The 18,880-nt window shown below is 50.5% G+C and carries 18 protein-coding genes and 4 tRNA genes; 4 read left to right on the top strand and 18 right to left on the bottom strand.

The window, feature by feature from the left end:
* Positions 1 to 65: 65 nt before the first annotated feature.
* On the bottom strand, positions 66 to 290 hold the full coding sequence (locus CBW46_RS11580) for a DUF1128 domain-containing protein (protein ID WP_089200165.1): 225 nt from the start codon (positions 288 to 290) through the stop codon (positions 66 to 68).
* A gap of 168 nt (positions 291 to 458) precedes the next feature.
* Between CBW46_RS11580 and CBW46_RS11585 the strand changes: the two genes are divergently transcribed.
* Complete coding sequence (locus tag CBW46_RS11585; RefSeq protein ID WP_089200166.1) at positions 459 to 860, top strand: secondary thiamine-phosphate synthase enzyme YjbQ; 402 nt, start codon at positions 459 to 461, stop codon at positions 858 to 860.
* A 17-nt stretch (positions 861 to 877) separates the two neighbouring features.
* Here CBW46_RS11585 and CBW46_RS11590 read toward each other — a convergent pair whose 3' ends face one another.
* The 6 genes from CBW46_RS11590 to CBW46_RS11615 all read right to left on the bottom strand — a co-directional run bounded on the left by CBW46_RS11590 (position 878) and on the right by CBW46_RS11615 (position 8,016).
* Positions 878 to 1,528: a YigZ family protein gene (locus tag CBW46_RS11590; RefSeq protein ID WP_089200245.1), complete on the bottom strand. Its 651-nt coding sequence runs from the start codon at positions 1,526 to 1,528 to the stop codon at positions 878 to 880.
* Between the two features lie 192 nt (positions 1,529 to 1,720).
* Complete coding sequence (locus tag CBW46_RS11595; protein WP_089200167.1) at positions 1,721 to 3,076, bottom strand: glucose-6-phosphate isomerase; 1,356 nt, start codon at positions 3,074 to 3,076, stop codon at positions 1,721 to 1,723.
* A 92-nt stretch (positions 3,077 to 3,168) separates the two neighbouring features.
* Positions 3,169 to 3,486 (bottom strand): pyrimidine/purine nucleoside phosphorylase, encoded by a 318-nt coding sequence (gene ppnP, locus CBW46_RS11600; protein ID WP_089200168.1) that lies wholly within the window; start codon positions 3,484 to 3,486, stop codon positions 3,169 to 3,171.
* Positions 3,487 to 3,565: 79 nt separating this feature from the next.
* Positions 3,566 to 5,575, bottom strand: a complete 2,010-nt coding sequence (tkt, locus tag CBW46_RS11605) for a transketolase (RefSeq protein ID WP_089200169.1) — start codon at positions 5,573 to 5,575, stop codon at positions 3,566 to 3,568.
* Between the two features lie 386 nt (positions 5,576 to 5,961).
* On the bottom strand, positions 5,962 to 6,855 hold the full coding sequence (gene purU / locus CBW46_RS11610) for a formyltetrahydrofolate deformylase (RefSeq protein WP_089200170.1): 894 nt from the start codon (positions 6,853 to 6,855) through the stop codon (positions 5,962 to 5,964).
* Between the two features lie 36 nt (positions 6,856 to 6,891).
* Positions 6,892 to 8,016 carry a deoxyribonuclease IV gene (locus CBW46_RS11615; RefSeq protein WP_089200171.1) on the bottom strand — a complete coding sequence of 375 codons (1,125 nt, stop codon included), beginning with the start codon at positions 8,014 to 8,016 and terminating at the stop codon, positions 6,892 to 6,894.
* Between the two features lie 200 nt (positions 8,017 to 8,216).
* On the opposite strand from CBW46_RS11615, the gene CBW46_RS11620 reads away from it, so the two are divergent.
* Positions 8,217 to 8,642: a DUF2621 domain-containing protein gene (locus CBW46_RS11620; protein WP_089200172.1), complete on the top strand. Its 426-nt coding sequence runs from the start codon at positions 8,217 to 8,219 to the stop codon at positions 8,640 to 8,642.
* Between the two features lie 410 nt (positions 8,643 to 9,052).
* Here CBW46_RS11620 and galE read toward each other — a convergent pair whose 3' ends face one another.
* The 6 genes from galE to CBW46_RS11650 all read right to left on the bottom strand — a co-directional run bounded on the left by galE (position 9,053) and on the right by CBW46_RS11650 (position 11,366).
* On the bottom strand, positions 9,053 to 10,066 hold the full coding sequence (gene galE, locus CBW46_RS11625; RefSeq protein WP_089200173.1) for a UDP-glucose 4-epimerase GalE: 1,014 nt from the start codon (positions 10,064 to 10,066) through the stop codon (positions 9,053 to 9,055).
* A gap of 209 nt (positions 10,067 to 10,275) precedes the next feature.
* Positions 10,276 to 10,357, bottom strand: a tRNA-Leu gene (locus CBW46_RS11630).
* A 44-nt stretch (positions 10,358 to 10,401) separates the two neighbouring features.
* Positions 10,402 to 10,476 (bottom strand) — tRNA-Glu (locus tag CBW46_RS11635).
* Between the two features lie 224 nt (positions 10,477 to 10,700).
* Positions 10,701 to 10,789 (bottom strand) — tRNA-Ser (locus CBW46_RS11640).
* Between the two features lie 9 nt (positions 10,790 to 10,798).
* Positions 10,799 to 10,874, bottom strand: a tRNA-Asn gene (locus tag CBW46_RS11645).
* A gap of 18 nt (positions 10,875 to 10,892) precedes the next feature.
* Positions 10,893 to 11,366 (bottom strand): SprT family protein, encoded by a 474-nt coding sequence (locus tag CBW46_RS11650; RefSeq protein WP_089200174.1) that lies wholly within the window; start codon positions 11,364 to 11,366, stop codon positions 10,893 to 10,895.
* A 151-nt stretch (positions 11,367 to 11,517) separates the two neighbouring features.
* Here CBW46_RS11650 and CBW46_RS11655 point away from each other — a divergent pair, with 151 nt between their 5' ends.
* Both CBW46_RS11655 and cmpA read left to right on the top strand, forming a co-directional pair.
* Positions 11,518 to 11,877 (top strand): hydrolase/acyltransferase, encoded by a 360-nt coding sequence (locus CBW46_RS11655; protein ID WP_089200175.1) that lies wholly within the window; start codon positions 11,518 to 11,520, stop codon positions 11,875 to 11,877.
* A 198-nt stretch (positions 11,878 to 12,075) separates the two neighbouring features.
* Complete coding sequence (gene cmpA, locus CBW46_RS11660) at positions 12,076 to 12,216, top strand: cortex morphogenetic protein CmpA (protein WP_207802279.1); 141 nt, start codon at positions 12,076 to 12,078, stop codon at positions 12,214 to 12,216.
* Between the two features lie 117 nt (positions 12,217 to 12,333).
* Here cmpA and CBW46_RS11665 read toward each other — a convergent pair whose 3' ends face one another.
* The 5 genes from CBW46_RS11665 to CBW46_RS11685 all read right to left on the bottom strand — a co-directional run bounded on the left by CBW46_RS11665 (position 12,334) and on the right by CBW46_RS11685 (position 18,166).
* Positions 12,334 to 14,559, bottom strand: coding sequence for a Tex family protein (locus tag CBW46_RS11665; RefSeq protein ID WP_089200247.1), 2,226 nt, complete (start codon positions 14,557 to 14,559; stop codon positions 12,334 to 12,336).
* 87 nt (positions 14,560 to 14,646) lie between these two features.
* Complete coding sequence (locus CBW46_RS11670) at positions 14,647 to 14,997, bottom strand: type II toxin-antitoxin system PemK/MazF family toxin (RefSeq protein WP_089200176.1); 351 nt, start codon at positions 14,995 to 14,997, stop codon at positions 14,647 to 14,649.
* Between the two features lie 3 nt (positions 14,998 to 15,000).
* Complete coding sequence (locus tag CBW46_RS11675) at positions 15,001 to 15,282, bottom strand: CopG family ribbon-helix-helix protein (RefSeq protein WP_089200248.1); 282 nt, start codon at positions 15,280 to 15,282, stop codon at positions 15,001 to 15,003.
* Positions 15,283 to 15,509: 227 nt separating this feature from the next.
* The gene (gene alr / locus CBW46_RS11680; protein WP_089200177.1) at positions 15,510 to 16,697 is read right to left on the bottom strand and encodes an alanine racemase; all 1,188 of its coding nucleotides are present in this window, start codon (positions 16,695 to 16,697) and stop codon (positions 15,510 to 15,512) included.
* Between the two features lie 206 nt (positions 16,698 to 16,903).
* On the bottom strand, positions 16,904 to 18,166 hold the full coding sequence (locus tag CBW46_RS11685) for a hypothetical protein (protein ID WP_089200178.1): 1,263 nt from the start codon (positions 18,164 to 18,166) through the stop codon (positions 16,904 to 16,906).
* Positions 18,167 to 18,880: the final 714 nt, after the last annotated feature.

Raw genomic sequence — 18,880 nt, forward strand, 5'->3', positions numbered from 1 at the left:
TTGTTTTACTGTCCCTGTGCAGTTGGACGATCTTTTATTTGACGGCGTGAGTGTGCCGCCGGGTATCAGGCTTTGCGCAAACGCCCAAGCTCGGTCGTTATGGCTTCGATCTCGCTGATACTAAACTGCGTTTTACCGGCAACCATCTCATAGATATCCTTCAAATCTTCATATTGTTCATCGTTCAACTTGGTGGCTTTCAGCGCACTTCCTGTAGCCATTCGCAGCTTTTTCTTAATCTCCTCAATCATAAAATCAGCGTTTGCCAACGTGTTCTCGGCTAAATTCATGCCCGCACATCCTTTCCGTTTGACTTGCCTTGTCTCACACACACATCAGTGTGAAAGGCCCCTTGGTTTCATTGTACCATCTTTTGTAGCGGTGAGTCCGTTGTATTATAATAACGTTAACGGAAAGGGCGCTAACACCGTTTCCGCCGACACAAAGGAGGCCTCTGCATGATACATACACTGCATCTTCGAACCCAGCACCGTGATGAAATGATCGACATTACCGACAGAGTCATTGGTCTACTAAAACAGGACGCTATCCAAGACGGTCTAGCCGTCATCTACTCGCCGCATACCACAGCAGGCATCACGATCAACGAGAATGCCGATCCGGATGTGAAACGGGATGTGCTGATGCGCTTGGACGAAGTGTATCCATGGAAGCATCCGCAGTATCGGCACGCGGAGGGTAACACCGCCGCCCATCTTAAAGCGATAACAACGGGCTCTTCTCACACCGTTCTGGTAGCCGGTGGAAAGCTGATGCTCGGCCGATGGCAGGGAATCTATTTCTGCGAATTCGATGGACCGCGTGAACGGACCTTCCGGGTGCAATTTATACGCAGTTGATCTGGCCTTCCGCCAGCCTATGTCAAAGCCGAGGGTAATTCCGTATGCTCGCTGTAACGTTCAGCGCCCAGGCGAATCACGCTTTGGCCTTGTGTTACGTCGGTGATCCACGCGGCAAACCGCTCCGCTTCCCCGGCCAACGGCATACATGTTACCGTCACTTTATCGGTGAACTCGGTGTCGCCGAGCATAGTGCCACGGTTACGTAATTCGTTTTCCACCTTGCCGTGCCACGTATAATCCATCTCGACCTGCACCACCCGGTGCAGCACCTGGTACACGGGCCCAGCCGCAGCAATTCCCTCCACAGCCCCATCGGTGTACGCCCGTATGAGACCTCCGGCGCCCAGCATGATGCCTCCAAAATAGCGCGTCACCACAACCACCACATTTTTCAAGCCCTGGTTCTTGATCACTTCCAATATCGGCTTGCCGGCAGTTCCGCTGGGCTCTCCATCGTCGGATTGCTTCTGAATCTCATCCCGTTCTCCGATCATGTACGCTGAGCAGTTGTGTGTTGCGGACCAGTGTTCCTTTTTGATCATCTCAATGAACTGGACCGCTTCATCTTCGCTGGCTACAGGTTTCGCATGCCCAATAAAACGCGACTTTTTTATCACAATTTCCGCTGCGCCAAACTCCTTCACCGTTTTATAATAAGGCAGCAACACCCGTTCCTCCTCTGTGTAGATCTGGTACGGCTTGTACGGATGCTTCCGGGCAGTTCTGATCTTTGTCAGCACCGCACTGCCGCAGATGCTCAGTCTCAGCGCCAATCCGGATGCCCCGCAGCGTCCCGCACAAGTGTGAAAAAAGCAGTTCACCCCAAAGGAGTGCACCGCTTTCTGTTTTTTCGTGTGTTACTTTGTCAATCTTGCTTCGAGCTCCGCTTTCTCTTTCTCAAATCCCGGTTTACCGAGCAGCGCGAACATATTTTTCTTGTATGCTTCCACGCCCGGTTGGTCGAACGGGTTCACACCCAGCAGATAGCCGCTGATTCCGCATGCCTTTTCAAAGAAATAAACCATATACCCGAACGTGTATGGGCTCATGTCAGGCAAGGTGACGATCAAATTTGGTACGCCCCCGTCCGTGTGTGCCAGCATGGTACCTTCAAATGCTTTTTTATTAACGAAGTCCATCGTCTGGCCGCTCAAAAAATTCAAGCCATCCAAGTTGTCTGCATCAGTGCCGATGGTGATCTGCTCATGCACCTCAGCGACTTGTAACACCGTCTCGAACAACGTGCGGTTGCCCTCCTGGATAAACTGTCCCATCGAATGCAAATCCGTGCTGAAGTCTACCGACGCAGGGTAAATTCCCTTGTTGTCCTTGCCTTCACTCTCGCCGAATAACTGCTTCCACCATTCTGAGATAAAATGCAGGGACGGCTCATAGTTGACGAGAATCTCAGTTGTTTTACCCTTCCGATACAGCGCATTGCGGACAGCTGCATATTGATAGCTTTCATTCTCACTCAGGTTAGGGTTGGAGTACGCTTCTCTCGCGTCCGCCGCACCACGCATGATGGCCTCAATGTCAATACCTGCGGCAGCAATCGGCAGCAAGCCCACGGCAGTCAGTACGGAATAACGGCCACCCACGTCATCCGGAATAATGAAGGACTCATATCCCTCTTCGTTGGCCAGCGTTTTCAGGGCACCCTTTTCCCTGTCGGTGGTAGCATAAATCCGCTTTCGTGCTGCCTCCTTACCATACTTTTTCTCAAGCAGCTCACGGAAAATGCGGAACGCAATGGCCGGCTCGGTCGTGGTGCCCGATTTGGAAATGACGTTCACGGAAATGTCCTTACCTTCGAGCAGTTGAAGCAGATGAGTCACATAGGTAGAACTGATGTTGTTGCCAACGAAATAAATCTCAGGCGTCTTGCGGGTACCCTTGGGCAGTAAGTTATAGAAAGAATGCGATAACATTTCGATAGCCGCCCGAGCACCCAAGTAGGAACCGCCAATACCGATAACGACCAATGCGTCGGAGTCCGACTGAATTTGCTTTGCCGCCTGTTGGATACGGGCAAATTCCTCTTTGTCATAGTCTACTGGTAGATCGATCCAGCCTAAGTAATCGGATCCTGCACCTGTTTTATTATGTAATTGATCATGGGCTGCACGTACCTGCGCGGCCAAATAGTCGACTTCATGCTGCTGAATGAAAGAAAGAGCTTTACTGTAATCAAAGGTCAATTTACTGCTCATTTAACATCCTCCTCATGGACAAAAAAGGTCATTATGACATAAAACCAGAATACTTTACTCCACCTTGCGAAAGCAAGTCCGGAAATCGGGATTTACTCTGCGATGTATGAGCAGCAGTAGTCTGTTGCGGTTTTGATGTCCAGCTTGAACTTGGAGTTAGCAGGTACAGTAAACTCGCCTGCGCCGTTGATGTGCAGCCAATCTGTGGCTCCAGGGAGTAAAACTTTCAGCTCACCAGCTTGGATCTCCATCACTTCTTTGAGATCCGTGCCAAACTCATATTCTCCCGGCAGCATGACGCCCAGTGTTTTCTTGGTACCGTCCGCGAAAATCACCGTACGGCTCGTTACTTTCCCCTCATAATAAATGTTCGCTTTTTTGACAACTGTGACATTTTCAAATTGAGACATAATTTCCGCTCCCCCTTTTCACATGTAAGGCCGAACCACAGCGGGTTCGGCCTTTTGTTATTTCAACTTCAAGCTTGTGTTACTTCAACAATTCTTTTGCTTTAGCAACTACATTGTCAACGCTGAAGCCATATTCTTTGATAACCACTGGACCTGGGGCAGAAGCGCCGAAGCGGTCGATGCCCAGCACTGTGCCTTGATGGCCTACGTAACGATCCCAACCAAACGGATGTCCCATCTCGATGGCAAGACGTGCGGTCACACCCGGCAGAATCACAGAATCCTTGTATTCTTGCGGCTGCTTTTCGAACAACTCCCAGCTAGGCATGCTGATGACTCGTGCTTGAATGCCTTCTTCAGCCAGTTTCTTTTGCGCCTCAACAGCGAGCTGCACTTCGGTGCCTGTCGCCAGCAGCTGTACTTGAGGTTGACCATTACCAGCGTCGGACAGCACGTAAGCACCGCGTGCGACAGCGTCTTTCGCTTGCTCGCTGCCTTCCAGCTTCGCTGCCGCTTGTCTGGAGAAGATTAGCGCCACAGGGTTCTTTTTGTTTTGAACCGCATAGCGCCAAGCTGCAGCCGTTTCAGCGCCGTCGGCGGGACGGATCACGGTCAAGCCTGGGATGACGCGAAGTGCAGCCAACTGCTCGATCGGCTCATGGGTTGGACCGTCTTCGCCGACGCCGATACTATCATGGGTGAATACGTAGATTGCGGGAACGCCCATGATCGCCGCCAAACGGATAGCCGGACGCAGGTAGTCGGAGAACACAAAGAATGTTCCGCCGAAAACTTTTAAGCCCCCATGCAGCAGCATACCGTTCATTGCCGCACCCATGCCGAACTCGCGCACGCCAAAATAAATGTTTTGGCCGCTGTAATCTTTTGGCGTCATCACGCCTCTATCCTTCATATGCGTCATGGTGGAGGATTCCAAATCCGCGGAGCCGCCCACCAGCCAAGGAACCTTTTTCGAAATAGCGTTCAGCACGGTGCCGGATGCGGTACGAGTACCTTTTTCAGCGGCAGCCGCTTCCGGAATATCCTTGTCCCAGCCTTCAGGCAAGTCGCCGTTCACCGCATCTTGGAACTGCTTGGCGAGTTCCGGATATTGTTTCGCATATTCGTCGAATTGTTGCTGCCACTGCTTATTGGCTTGAACGCCTTTCTCCTTCACTTCGGCAAAATGTGCGCGAACAGTGTCCGGCACGAAGAAATCTTCCTCAGCAGTCCAGCCGTAGGCTTGTTTTGTTAACGCGACTTCGTCTACGCCCAACGGTGAGCCGTGCGGACCGACATGTCCGCCTTTGCCCGCTTTGTTAGGGCTCCCGAAGCCGATAACGGTCTTAACTTCGATCAAAGTAGGACGCTCGTCTTGCTGTGCCGCTTTGATTGCATTTTCGATAGCGTTCAGATCGTTGCCTTCATCTACCCGGAGAACCTGCCAGCCGTAGCCGTCAAAACGTTTTTGCACACTTTCCGAGAAAGAGAGGTTCAGTTCGCCGTCCAATGAGATATCGTTGGAATCATACAGTACGATCAGCTTGCCCAGTTTCATATGTCCGGCCAGAGAGGCCGCTTCCGAAGACAGACCCTCCATCAGATCGCCGTCTCCACAAATAACATAAGTATAGTGATCGACAATATTGAATTGATCTTTGTTATAAACGGCCGCCATATGCGCTTCCGCCATAGCCATACCCACAGCCATACCGAAGCCTTGTCCCAACGGACCTGTCGTAGCGTCCACTCCCGGCGTGTGGCCCACTTCAGGATGGCCTGGAGTTTTGCTCCCCCACATACGGAACTGCTTCAACTCTTCCATAGGAAGGTCATACCCGCTTAAATGAAGTAAGCTGTATAGTAGCATCGAGCCATGGCCTGCGGAAAGCACGAAACGGTCCCGGTTGATCCAGGTCGGATTGTCCGGATTATGTTTCATGAATTTCGCAAACAGAGAGTAGCCCATCGGTGCTGCACCCATCGGCATACCCGGGTGGCCGGATTTCGCCTTCTCGATCGCGTCTATGGATAGCGTACGGATCGTGTCGATGGACAACTGCTCGATCGCTTTGTTTATTACTGTCATGGATAGTACCTCCTAATTATATTGTGACGGCCGCACAAGAGAGCCTTGCAGCTAAAGCAAAGCGTAAGCCACAGCTATCATGTTAACGTGTGCATACGTCTTGCACGAGATTCACTTGCACCATTTTACCACTGACTATTTCAGTTTGCCAACTTAAAGATGAGAACATGCTTGAAAAACACATTAAATGTAAGTAAAAATACGATTTTGTTTCTTTATGTCGCGGTGCGCTTTTGGTTGTGGACGGTGTCGTACGCGTAAAATGTCGGAATGTGAAAAGAAAGCGAACACGGCGCAATACAACAAAGAGCCCACCGATGGGTGAGCTCTTTCACAATCCTGCGTTGGACTGCCCGCCCTGCACGGCGGGTTAGCTGCTCAACAATTTAATTAAAAACGACAGTTTTGTTGCCGTGCACTATAACCCGATCCTCAACATGCCACGCAACCGCACGTGCGAGCACGATACGTTCGATATGCCGCCCGATGCGTTTTAGATCGTCCACATTATCACGGTGGCTCACGCGCTGCACGTCCTGCTCAATGATCGGCCCGCCGTCCAGCTCCTCTGTGACATAGTGGGCGGTGGCTCCGATTATTTTCACACCACGGTTATGAGCCTGCGCGTAAGGTTTGCCGCCGACAAAAGCCGGAAGGAATGAATGATGAATATTTATGATCCGATTGGGGAAGTGCTCGATGAATTTGGGTGTAATGATCTGCATGTATCTTGCCAATACAACGGCATCCACCTTGCCCGCGACGAGCTCGAGCTGCTGCCGTTCCGCTTCCACCTTCGTATCGGCAGTCACCGGAATATGATGGTACGTGATGCCGAACGACTCAACGAGACCACGCATGTCGTTATGGTTGCTGATCACCATTGCGATGTCGGCTTCCAAGTCGCCCGCCTGCCACTGCCAGAGAAGCTCAAGCAGGGCGTGATCCTCCTTTGAAACAAAGATCGCCAGCTGCTTTTTACGGCCAGCCCGATTAATGGACCACTGCATGTTGAACTGTGCCGCAACTTGTGTGAATTCTTGTTCCAATCGCTCGCGGCGCTCGTCCAATTGCTCCAAATCAAACTCTATGCGGATGTAAAACATGCCGCCCTGAGGATCCATGGTATATTGATCGGACTGCACGATATTCGCCCCATGATCATGCAAAAAACGCGATACAGCGGCAACGATCCCCGGCTGATCCGGGCAGGAAACGAGCATCCTTGCGCGATTTTTTAACTCGTCCCGGTTCGCTTTTCGTACTATATTCGGTGTCATTACTCTCGAACTCCTCATCCTCTGATAATATGCGTTTTACAGCTGAAATACTTTTTGTCCCGCCAGCCAAGCTGTTAACCGGTGATTAATCTGTTCTTCAGTGAGCTCAGGGAACAGCCGTTCTTCGACAACCAGGTCGTACAGCCGCTCAATGGGCTCGCGTCCATCGGCTTTTTTCGCTTTGGCATCGTTTTTTAGCACATCCCAGGTCTGCAGTACAAAATCCCGCGGGTGCAATTCTTTCTTGCCAAAGAAATGTGCCGCACGCTCCACATCCGCCAAAAACTCACACCCGAACCTTGCCTCCACGGTCCCGCTCAGCAATGCAATCTCTGCTTCATACATCGGGCGCTGTGTCTTGGCTTCCTTGCCGATCCATGGCGTTTCGAGGATCAACGGCAAGTGGTTCAATTTCTCATGGTGGACCACATTGTGCATCGCTTCAAAGCCAATCCAGCCTGCGCCGACCGGAGCATGCCGGTCCTTGCGTGAACCCGTTGGATTTTTGCTGTCATTCAGGTGGACTACGCCAATGCGCTCAAGCCCCACGATGTCGTCGAAATGCTGAAGTACGCCATCCAGGTCGTTCACGATGTCATACCCGGCATCATGGATGTGGCAGGTATCCAAGCATACGGACAGCCGATCGTTATCCTCCACCTTCTCGATGATCGACGCGATCTCCTCAAAGCTCCGGCCCATTTCCGTACCTTTTCCAGCCATAGTTTCCAGGGCGATTTTCACGTCGGTCTCTTTTACGCCGGTCAATACTTCGTTCAGACCCTCCGCGATCCGGTTCAGACCGTACTCGGCGTCCATCTCCGTGTAAGCGCCAGGATGCAGAACGATGTGTTTTACACCAAGGTAGTGCGTGCGGCGGATCTCATCCTGCAAAAACCGTACCGCAAGCTCGAACGTTTCCTTTTTATGCGAACCCAAATTAATGATGTAAGGCGCATGTACAATAATTTCACCGATCCCGTGCTCGCCCATTAACGCCTTGCCTTCTTCGATGAATTGTGACTCGATAGGCTTGCGGCGTGTGTTTTGTGGTGCTCCTGTATAAATCATGAATGTAGACGAGCCGTAGGATATAGCTTCCTCGGCCGCGTTCAATAATCCTCCATTGGAAAACGACACATGAGAGCCGATTTTAGGCATTGTGGTTCAACTCCTTTGATTTTCACACTTTATCTATTTTACTAGGATTGCAGCAATAAATCTAGGAAGCAGGGAGCAATAAATATAGAAGCGAGGGCGGGAATTTGCGCGGTCGCTGTAATTGGCGGGCTCAGATAGACCGGGAAAATTCTTTTGATGATGGAAAAATTAAGGTATAATGGGCGTGAGGTGACGTTGAAATGAATTCGGCATTTATGTGGTTTATATTTTTTTGGGTGTTCGTATTGATTACATTTATGTCCATCGGCGGATATTTCATGTTTCGGAAATTTTTGAAAGTGCTCCCTATGCGGGACGGTAAGTCCAAACTGGATTGGCAAAATCATTATGTCGAATCCTCGCGGCATCTGTGGACGGACGAATCCAAAAGATTTCTCGATCTGCTGGTGGACCCGGTTCCTACACCTTTTCGGGATATCGCGCGCCATTCGATTGCCGCCAAGATCGGACAGGTTGCACTGGAAAACAATGCGTCGGAGATCACACAAGACCACTGCATTCAGGGATACATTCTCGCAACGCCTCGGCGCGACTACAACAGCTTGACATCGTATCTTGACAAGAAGCAGATCGATTATAGCGCTTATAGGCATTTGTTGAGCTGAGAGAGTCGCGTATAGTGCTTGTAGGCGTTTGCTGACCTGAGAGAGCCGGGTATAGTGCTTATACGTATTTGCTGAGCTGAGAGAGTCGGGTATAGTGCTTATACGCATTTGTTGAGCTGAGAGAGTCGCGTATAGTGCCTATACGCATTTGCTGAGCTGAGAGAGTCGGGTATAGTGCTTATACGCATTTGCTGACTGAGAGAGTCGCGGCTGGTGTGTGCACCATGATTTCGCATATTTGTTTACACCAAAATGGTTAATTTGAATTCGCACAATAGATGCGGGATGTGTATCTCCGCTGAATACTGCATTGACGAACAGAAACAGGGCTCCCCGTGCGCGTGACGGCGAGCCCTCCATTGGTTTTTATATGTCGACATGTGCGTGGTGATGCTGCAATCGCACTGAGCTCACGCATCATATCCCTTCGGATTATTCTCCTGCCAACGCCATGCGTCCGCACACATTTCATCGATGCCCCGTACAGCCTGCCAACCCAACGTTTCCTTCGCCTTGTTCGGATCCGCGTAGCAGATGGCGATATCTCCCGGTCTGCGGTCCACAAGTCGGTATGGCACTTTTCTGCCGGACGCTTGCTCAAAAGCACGTATCACTTCCAATACGCTGTAGCCTTTGCCCGTGCCCAGATTGAACGCGTCAACTCCAGTAGTTTGCATCACGTTATCCAGAGCTTTCAGATGCCCAATCGCTAGATCCACCACATGAATATAATCACGCACGCCTGTCCCATCCGTGGTCGGGTAGTCACTGCCAAATACGCTCAGCTCCCGTAGTTTGCCGACCGCAACTTGAGCGATGTAGGGCAGCAGATTATTCGGAATCCCGTTCGGATCCTCACCAATTCGACCGCTCGAATGAGCCCCAATGGGATTAAAATACCTCAGCAGCGCAATGCTCCAGGTGTTGTCCGATACATAGAGATCACGCAGGATCTGCTCGATCATGAGTTTAGTTTGCCCATATGGATTAGTGGCGCCCAATGGAAAATCCTCTGAGATAGGCACTGTCTCAGGCATGCCGTATACAGTCGCAGAAGAGCTGAAAACCAACCTTTTTACCCCATGCTTCTGCATAATTTCGCATAGCATCAGCGTGCCGGTGATGTTGTTATGGTAATAACGTAAAGGCTGATGCACCGATTCGCCCACTGCTTTCAACCCGGCGAAATGAATTACCGATTCGATATCATTTTCAGCGCAAATATTGTCCAGCCGGTCCTTGTCCAGCAAATCGGTCTGGTAGAACTTGAACTCCTTACCCGTGATCGCTTGGACCCGTCGTAACGACTCCAGCTTACTATTGTTTAAACTATCCAATACTATGATATCGTGACCGCTGTTCAGTAGTTCCACACAGGTGTGAGATCCTATATAGCCGGCACCGCCTGTTACAAGTACTGCCATTGATATGCCCCCGTTTACATCTTACCTTTTTTGTTAGAGATTACTATTCATGTATTATAGCAATGAGATCTACTAGATTTCAACGCTCATTTTCGGTTGCAAGTAATCGAGTAAGTATGGTTGAGGCACGCAGGACACCGTAGAAATGACATGACCAGGATGAAAAAAAGCAAGAGCCTTGATCGCGATCAAGGCTCTTGCTTTTCTGATGCGGTTGACAGGATTTGAACCTGCACGTCCATGGGACACCACCCCCTCAAGATGGCGTGTCTGCCGTTCCACCACAACCGCATAATTATGACAAATGAGGGTAACGATTTACTTAAGAATAAAAATGGTGACCCGTAGGGGATTCGAACCCCTGTTACCTCCGTGAAAGGGAGGTGTCTTAACCCCTTGACCAACGGGCCTTAATTTATGTCTATCATTTTTGACGACAAGTGTTATTATAGCGGAATGCTTCTCAATTGGCAAGCATTTTTCTACTTTTTATTCGCTAGTATTTTCACGGTCCGATGTAGGCCTAACGAAAGGCAACCAGCAGCATAAACCCTAGTGAATACAGAATACTACCATTGGGCGCAAGCGCCTAAGCAAAAGCAGAAAAACCGCCGACTGGGCGGTTTTTCTAGTACGGAGAGAGAGGGATTCGAACCCTCGCACCACTTACGCAGTCTAACCCCTTAGCAGAGGGTCCCCTTATAGCCACTTGGGTATCTCTCCATAAAAGTATGGCTCCCCGAACAGGACTCGAACCTGTGACAACTCGATTAACAGTCGAGTGCTCTACCAACTGAGCTATCAGGGAAGGACAATGAATAATTTATCATGTCTTCGGCTTCACGTCAAGGGCTAGCAATTTCAATTTTCCCCTGCATTTTCCGCACACATAGCGCCGCGGGTCTACTCTTCTTTTTCTCACATATTCAGTTCCACATGCCTCACAAACTAGCTTGTACCGGTAGGGCTCTGGCCGTTTTTCCGTCGGCAGTGATTTACAAAACCGGGTGCCGCCTACTGTCTGCAACAGTGCTTTGAAATCTGCGTCGCGGTGCTGGTACCCCTTTTTTAGTAGATGCAAATGGTAGTGGCACAGCTCATGTTTAATGATTTTCTCTACATCTTCCGGGCCGAACTGCTCATACTGCCGGGTGCTGATCTCAATGTCATGCGTTTTGGTGAAATACCTTCCCCCGGTAGCTGTCAGCCTGCGGTTAAACCGAGCCTGATGGAGAAAAGGGCGCCCGAACGACTCTAACGATATTCGCTCTACCCATTGCTGCAGCTGCTGGTCATCCATTTTTTGTCACCCTCGGTTATATCTTTTTCCTCCTTGAATTGTAACGTCAGGATGGGCTACACTGTCAAGTAGGTATTATACCCAATGGATTGATCGTGATGAATCTATTTAATTTAGAGCAGTCTATTTCCTCTCGAAAGGAGCGCCAACCATGCTAAAAATGAAATATGCTGTGTTACAGCTCGCTGACCGGATCGAGTTCGTTGAAATGCCCTCTACCCATATGTATCAACTCACGGCGCTACACCAGCGCCTGCATAAAGAGCTCGGGAAGTTAACCGCACAAAACGTGCCGTCGTTGCCAAAAGTGATCGCTGAGTGCGATGGCTTAGAGGTACTGGATTCAGCAAATCAGCCGCACCACGGACTGAAATATATCAATCAGTTGGAACGAACTTTCGCCGCGGTAAATGAATACGCTTACCCGCTGGTCTCGCTGCTAACGGAGATTCGTGCACTTCAGGCACAGTTGGAACAATGGTACGAAGAGGAAGAAGAGTGGACCAACTAGGACCTGCACCCGAATGCCCAACCAGCCATATGCTGTTGCTATACAATTGTTTGAAGCTTCATTCGCAGCACACGGGTATTGCTCTCCACCCGTTCGCAGGCGCAGCGCCTCCCCACTCTTATGAGCGATGCGTGCATGCAGTCTGTGAATGAGCCTTCCGACACGTACAACAGGCTGGCTGGAAAGGGGCTGATTCCTGTGCCACAATGGCTGTGCAATCAATTGATGCGCGCGTTTTATAACAAAAATCGCAGACAAGTTCGGCTGCTGAACGATTGTTGGTTTTTCTACCGGACAAGACGGAGCGACACGGAGGACTCTTCCTCTCTGCTGCAATAGGCGCCGCGGCAAAAAAAGAAACAGAGCCCGCTATAGAAGAAACGGTCTTCCATAGTCGAGGCTCTATTTGTGTTTGCGGAGCGAGATGGTGGTAATTTCGCGCGTGGACGAGACCGCTCACGTAGGCTGCTTCATCGTGAGGCTAACGCGCCCTTTTTTCACATCTACACTGAGCACCCATACCGTCACAGTGTCACCAACGGACACGACATCCTTCGGATGCTTAACAAAAGTGTCGCTGAGTTGTGAGATGTGCACCAATCCGTCGTTTTTGATACCGATGTCTACAAATGCTCCAAAATCGATCACATTGCGCACCGTGCCCTGCAGCTCCATGCCCGGCGTCAGATCCTCGATTTGCAATACATCCGTGCGGAAAATAGGCGCCGGCAGCTCATCGCGGGGGTCACGGCCAGGACGCTGAAGGCTGTCCAATATGTCTTTCAATGTGGGTACGCCTACGCCCAGCTTAGGAGCCAATTCTGCCGGCTGAACCTGCTGCAGCTTGGCATTCAGCTCGGGCGTGCCTATGGCCGACAGCTCCAGATCCAGCTCGCGGAACAGCTTTTCCACGGCATCATATGACTCCGGATGGATCGGCGTGTTATCGAGCGGATTTTTACCCTCGCTGATGCGAAGAAATCCCGCACACTGCTCAAATGCTTTGGCGCCCAGCCTAGGTACTTTTTGCAGCTGAGCCCGGCTTGTGAACTTACCGTTCTCTTCCCGGTATTTGAAAACATTTTTGGCCAATGTACTATTGATACCGGACACGTATGCCAATAACGAGGGTGACGCCGTATTAACGTCGACGCCGACATGGTTCACCGCAGACTCCACAACGAACGTCAGGCTTTCATCCAGTCTTTTTTGCGATACGTCATGCTGATACTGCCCGACTCCAATCGCCTTAGGCTCAATTTTGACCAACTCCGCCAGCGGGTCCTGCAAACGCCGTGCGATAGAGATGGCACTCCGCTCGGCGACATCCAGGTCCGGGAACTCGCTTTGGGCGAGCTTAGACGCGGAGTACACACTCGCTCCGGCCTCACTGACGATCAAATACTGGAGCTCGCGCCCTTTGATTTCGCCGATCAAGTCGGCAACGAACTGCTCGGTCTCCCTGGACGCGGTGCCGTTGCCTATAACGATCAACTCGACGCCGTAGGTGTCGATGAGCTTGTGAAACTTTGCTTTGGCTTCCGCAACCTTATTGTTTGGAGGAGTTGGGTACGTGACCGCGATTTGCAGCATTTTTCCTGTGTCGTCAACTACCGCGAGCTTGCATCCCGTACGATATGCCGGGTCCACACCCAGCACCACTTTCCCTTTCACAGGGGGCTGCAGCAGCAGATTGCGCAGGTTCTCGGCGAACACCTCGATGGCCTGCTCCTCCGCTTTTTCCATCATCTCATTTCTCACTTCACGCTCAATAGATGGCGCGAGCAGCCGTTTGTAGGCATCTTCAATGACCGCAAGCAGGGTGTCACGCGTGACAGACGGTCCCTTGATCAGCTGACGTGCGATATAATCATGCACCCGCTCCGTCGGCACGTCCAGTGTGACCTTAAGTACATCCTCACGTTCGCCGCGATTAATGGCCAAAATCCGATGAGGCGGAAGCTTGCGCACCGGCTCCTGGTAGCTGTAATACATTTCATAAACGGATTCTTGTTCGGCGTCTTTCGCTTCAGTTCGCACGATCCCTTGATCAAATGTATATCTACGCACCCACGCGCGCACTTTTGCGTCATCGCTGATTTGCTCCGCGATAATGTCCATCGCCCCCTGAACGGCATCCGCGGCGGTCGGCACTCCTTTGTCATCATTCACATATTTATATGCTTCAGCCTGCATATCCCCCTGGCGCGGCTGTGACAGGATCCACTCCGCTAACGGTTCGAGGCCTTTCTCTTTCGCCACGCTGGCACGAGTCTTGCGTTTTTGCCGGTATGGTCTGTACAGATCTTCCAGATCTTGCAGTTTCGCCGCCTGCTCGATAGATGCTTTCAATTCATCGGTGAGCTTTCCCTGCTCGTCGATGAGCCGAATCACTTCCGATTTACGTGACTCCAAGTTGCGCAGATAAGTCAGACGTTCTTCAATCTCGCGCAGCTGATTCTCGTCGAGTTCACCGGTCATTTCTTTGCGATAGCGAGCGATAAAGGGGATCGTGTTACCTTCATCCAACAGACCCACTGTAGTACGGACTTTGCCTATTGACAGCTGTAGTTCTGCTGCAATCTGCTTTTGGATACGTTCCTGGATTGCCCTCTTCATTTCGTCGGTTAGTTCAACCTTGGCTTTCCTGTCCTCCAATTGCAGCACTTGCTCTTTTGACATCGACATCTCAGCTCGTCCTCCTCCGTAAAACTGAAAAAGCGAGGCAACCCTGATCACGGGTCCCCTCGCTTCAATCCATAAAATGCATTAAAACTCAATCAGTCCCACGCTAATTTGCAATGCATCGTCCACTTTACGCATCGTTTCTTCGTCTAGGTGAGTAATTTTATCCGTAAGCCGCTGTTTATCAATCGTACGAATTTGCTCCAACAGAATGACGGAATCCCGGTCAAACCCATGAGCTTCAGCTTCAATTTCGACATGCGTGGGCAGTTTTGCCTTTTGGATCTGGGCCGTAATCGCCGCCACGATAACAGTAGGGCTGAAGCGATTGCCGATATCGTTTTGAATAATCAGAACAGGCCGAATGCCACCCTGCTCCGAACCCACAACCGGCGAAAGATCCGCGAAAAATACGTCGCCACGTTTTACAATCAATAGTTACACCCCGCTAACTAAACGGTCAAGAGTGTTATCCGCTTCTTCCTCCGCTTCGAATGCCTCTGAGGCCATGTTGAGGTTAATCTTGGCCATTTCCATGTAACCCCGCTGCATCGTTTCCCTCAGGTGACGTTTCTTGCGTTCCACCAGATACAACTTCATCGCTTGACGAATAAACTCGCTGCGATTGGAGTTTTCCTTTTCGACGATGCCGTCCACTTCCTGGAGCAAGTATTCAGGCAGGCTTATCATGATTCTTTTCGTGTTATGAGCGTTGGACACCAAACATGCACCCCCAAAAACGTACAGACAATATTACCATTATGGCGTATATACAGCAAAATTATACAAGATGAGTATATGCGCAAGGTATAGCAAATATGTTACACCTTTTTTCACTTCAAAGTCCTATCTCCAGAAGTACGCTGTATACATATTCGCGGTTTATTCTAAAATTCCTCTTACGCTGCGATAAAAAATGGTTGGCAAATGTTGTCCAACGTTCTTCATTACTGTCGGGCGCTCCAGCCCTGCCGCATAAGCGGGTTGACCGTAGACACCACCTGGCCGTTCCGAATGTATATTCTCGGCACCCGGTGGGAGATCATACAAGTGATTTCGTAATTTACCGTGCCTAGCCATGCGGCATGCTCCTCTGCAGCGATCCGGTCACCGCCTTGACTGCCGAGAATGACAACCTCTTCCCCGTCACCGATGTCGGTTAGTCCAGTTACATTCGCCATGCACTGGTCCATGCAAATTCTACCAACTATCGGAAATCGCTGCCCTCGGATTAGTACCTGCGCCTTTCCCGTCAGCATTCGCGAAAAACCGTCAGCATACCCTATCGGCAATGTTGCGATTGTTTCTTCACCTGCTGTCCGATAAATCGTTCCGTAGCTGATTCCGGAGTCGGCTGGGAGCGTTTTGACCATTACCACTCCGGTTTTGATGCTGAGAACGGGCTGAAGTTCGATTACCTGATGATTGACCTCTTCGGATGGATACATGCCATACATACTGATGCCAAGGCGCACCATGTTGTAGGTGAGATGAGGCGCATCTATCGCCGCCGCACTGTTGCCGGCGTGAACATAATCGAATTCGATGCCGCGTTCGCTAAAATGCCGTACTACTTTATCAAAACGTTCGTACTGCTCCAGTGTGTAGGATTTGTCCGTCTCATCTGCTGAGGCATAGTGGGTAAACAACCCGCCTACGTGCAGCCCCGGGATCTTCAGTGCACGTTCAATGAATGCTACCGCTTCTGCCTCGGTGGTTAAGCCAAGACGGTTCATGCCGGAGTCGATTTTTACATGAATGGACAACGGCTTCTCTCTCGGCTGCAACCGCTCAAACGCATCCAAGATATCGTGGCTGTACACATTCACCGTGATATCGTGCTCCCAAGCCATTTCCAGCGCGTCCGGCGGCGTGTAGCCCAAAACCAAAATCGGCGCTGTAATACCAGCCTGCCGCAGCTCCAATCCCTCATCCAAAAAAGCAACCGCAATATATTCAACACCGCAGCGCAATGCTTCCCGGCTAACTTCCACCGCCCCATGACCGTACGCATCTGCTTTGACCACTGCCATCATCTTCACATGAGCCGGTAATACTCGACGAAACTCAGTCAGATTATGCCGCAGTGCATCCAAAGAGATCTCTACCCGTGTCGGTCGGTAAAACGAGTCCATAAGTCCACCTTCTTAACAAAATGAAAGGAAGCCCCCTGGAGCAGGGAACCCCCTCATTGATTTTACTCAATAGACTTATGGTAATGCGATAGCCGCCGGGTGTCAATCAACAATATATAGAACGGGTGCGACGGCGCTGTTGGTGCTAGTAAGCCAGTGATCAATCGCTGTTAGCTGTGTCTTAGGCCGCCCATTCTCCCCGGTGCTTATTTGCCCGTCTGACCTTGGACAGATTGTGCGACGTTTATCATCTCAGATACGGGGAGGTCCGCCGTAGACAACCTGAACTCCACGCCGTCATGGGTCCAAATCAACGTTTTCTTCTCTTCGCCTGTTATCACGCCTAAGGTATACCCAAGATCTACGACATCGGCTGGCAGCAGAGACACAGTTTGAGTTTCCGGATGCGACTCGATCAGTGTGTAGTTATACGTACCGGAGTATCGCAGCATTACTGCCGCTTCTTCTCCGAGCTTGATGTCAGTCACATCCTGCCGTTTCACGCCAGCCGGCGTGTAGTATGGCTCTATCACGCCAAACTCCTTCTTCGCTGCCTTTCCGCTGCTTGATTCGGGTGTCACTGCCGCGGAGCCGGCGTTTTGGTTAGTGCTTGGGCTTGCAGTAGCTCCGTTGGTGCTGCCAGCGTTTGCATTACTGTTTGCTGTGTCGGTGACCGGGCTAGATGCGCCCATACTAGATGTGGCCGCGCTAGATGTGTCCATGTTAGAAGTAGCAGCTGCATCGGTTCCCTTGGCACTTACATCGGTTTTGCCCTCAGCGTTCTCTGCCGCATTGGTCTCGCCCAATGGCGCCATCGTAGGAAGCGACTCAATCTTCCAGCTCGTCATGTTGCGCTGCATATCGAAAGAATCCTTCTCGAACTTTTTACCAAACTCAAACTGAGCAAAATCCACTTTTACCATCACATTGCCGCTGGAGTCAGAGACCTCCACATGTTGAGGCGCATAATTTGTTTGATCCAGCCAAATTTTCTGGCGGGCCAATGAACCGTTGTGATAATTCGCCAACACGTCAAACACATAGCTTTTCTCTTCTGTCGTGAATTGACGGTCATTATCCAGGAGGATGCTCTGAACCAGAGACTGATACAAATACACCTGGCCTTGATTCTCCGGCCAATCACTTTGGAAGCGGAAGCTCTTGTTCAAATGCGGTGTCAAGACGAACACCCCATCATCATTACGCAGCACGATCTGCGTGATGTCCTTTTTTTCGTTTTTCAAGGAAATCCGATAATAGTGAGGGTTCTGATACCATACCTCAACGTGGTACTCCTGCGGCTCCTGCCCGGTATGCAGCACCATGGTGCCCACACCCTGATAACTATCCAGCTTATTCAATGCTGTGTCTAAATCCTTTACAATCGAACTTGCATCCTTCTTACCGCACCCGGCCAACACAAGGCTCAAGCACATGACTAAGGCAATCACCCACGTGAATCGCCGCATTCCAATCCCCTCCAGCACATAGTAAAAGCAACTGATAACATGTCTATGTGGGGACTTGGACAATTATGCAGACAAGGTTTTGGCGGGGGCGAGTGATACAAACTATCTGCATCTGATTTTTTGCCGCTGTCAGCGATAGTGACCATCAACGTTACACACGTATGCCCACGTCTTACGCAACGTGAAATACGGCGATCCCTCAGCGTGTCCTAAATCCGCTCGAAGCTTGGTTATCAAGTCATCGCCACGCACGATGACTGTGCCCACTCCTAGCCAGAGCATGTGTGGATGTCCTCCGGCGTGCGTCGAATGCTCCACATTCGAGTGCCAAGCCCTGCATCTGTTGGTTGATACTCATAGTCCCTTTACCTCAGTTTGCGCGATTGCGGGCAAATCCTTTCTTAACAAGATTTCTAATACTATCTTTCTCTGTTGGCTGCACAATGATGAACGCGTATACAAGTAGGATCAAATAATAAATGGGCCATTGGAAGAATCCAAGTGGCCCATCACCCCAATGTGATGATTTTTGCCAACCAAGCAATGAAATTAATTACGGGATAGTGAGTTAAATACGGAGTATAGTAAAACCTGCCAGCAGTAGTTGACTTTCAAAGTCGTTTTTCGCTCGTGTCTGGCGTTTGTAGAAACTAACAAGCAAGTAAGCTAACGACGCGAAGACTATGCCTACACGTAAGTCCGATAGGAAATGTG

The sequence above is a fragment of the Paenibacillus xerothermodurans genome (genome assembly GCF_002220865.2).
Classification (GTDB): domain Bacteria; phylum Bacillota; class Bacilli; order Paenibacillales; family NBRC-103111; genus Paenibacillus_S; species Paenibacillus_S xerothermodurans.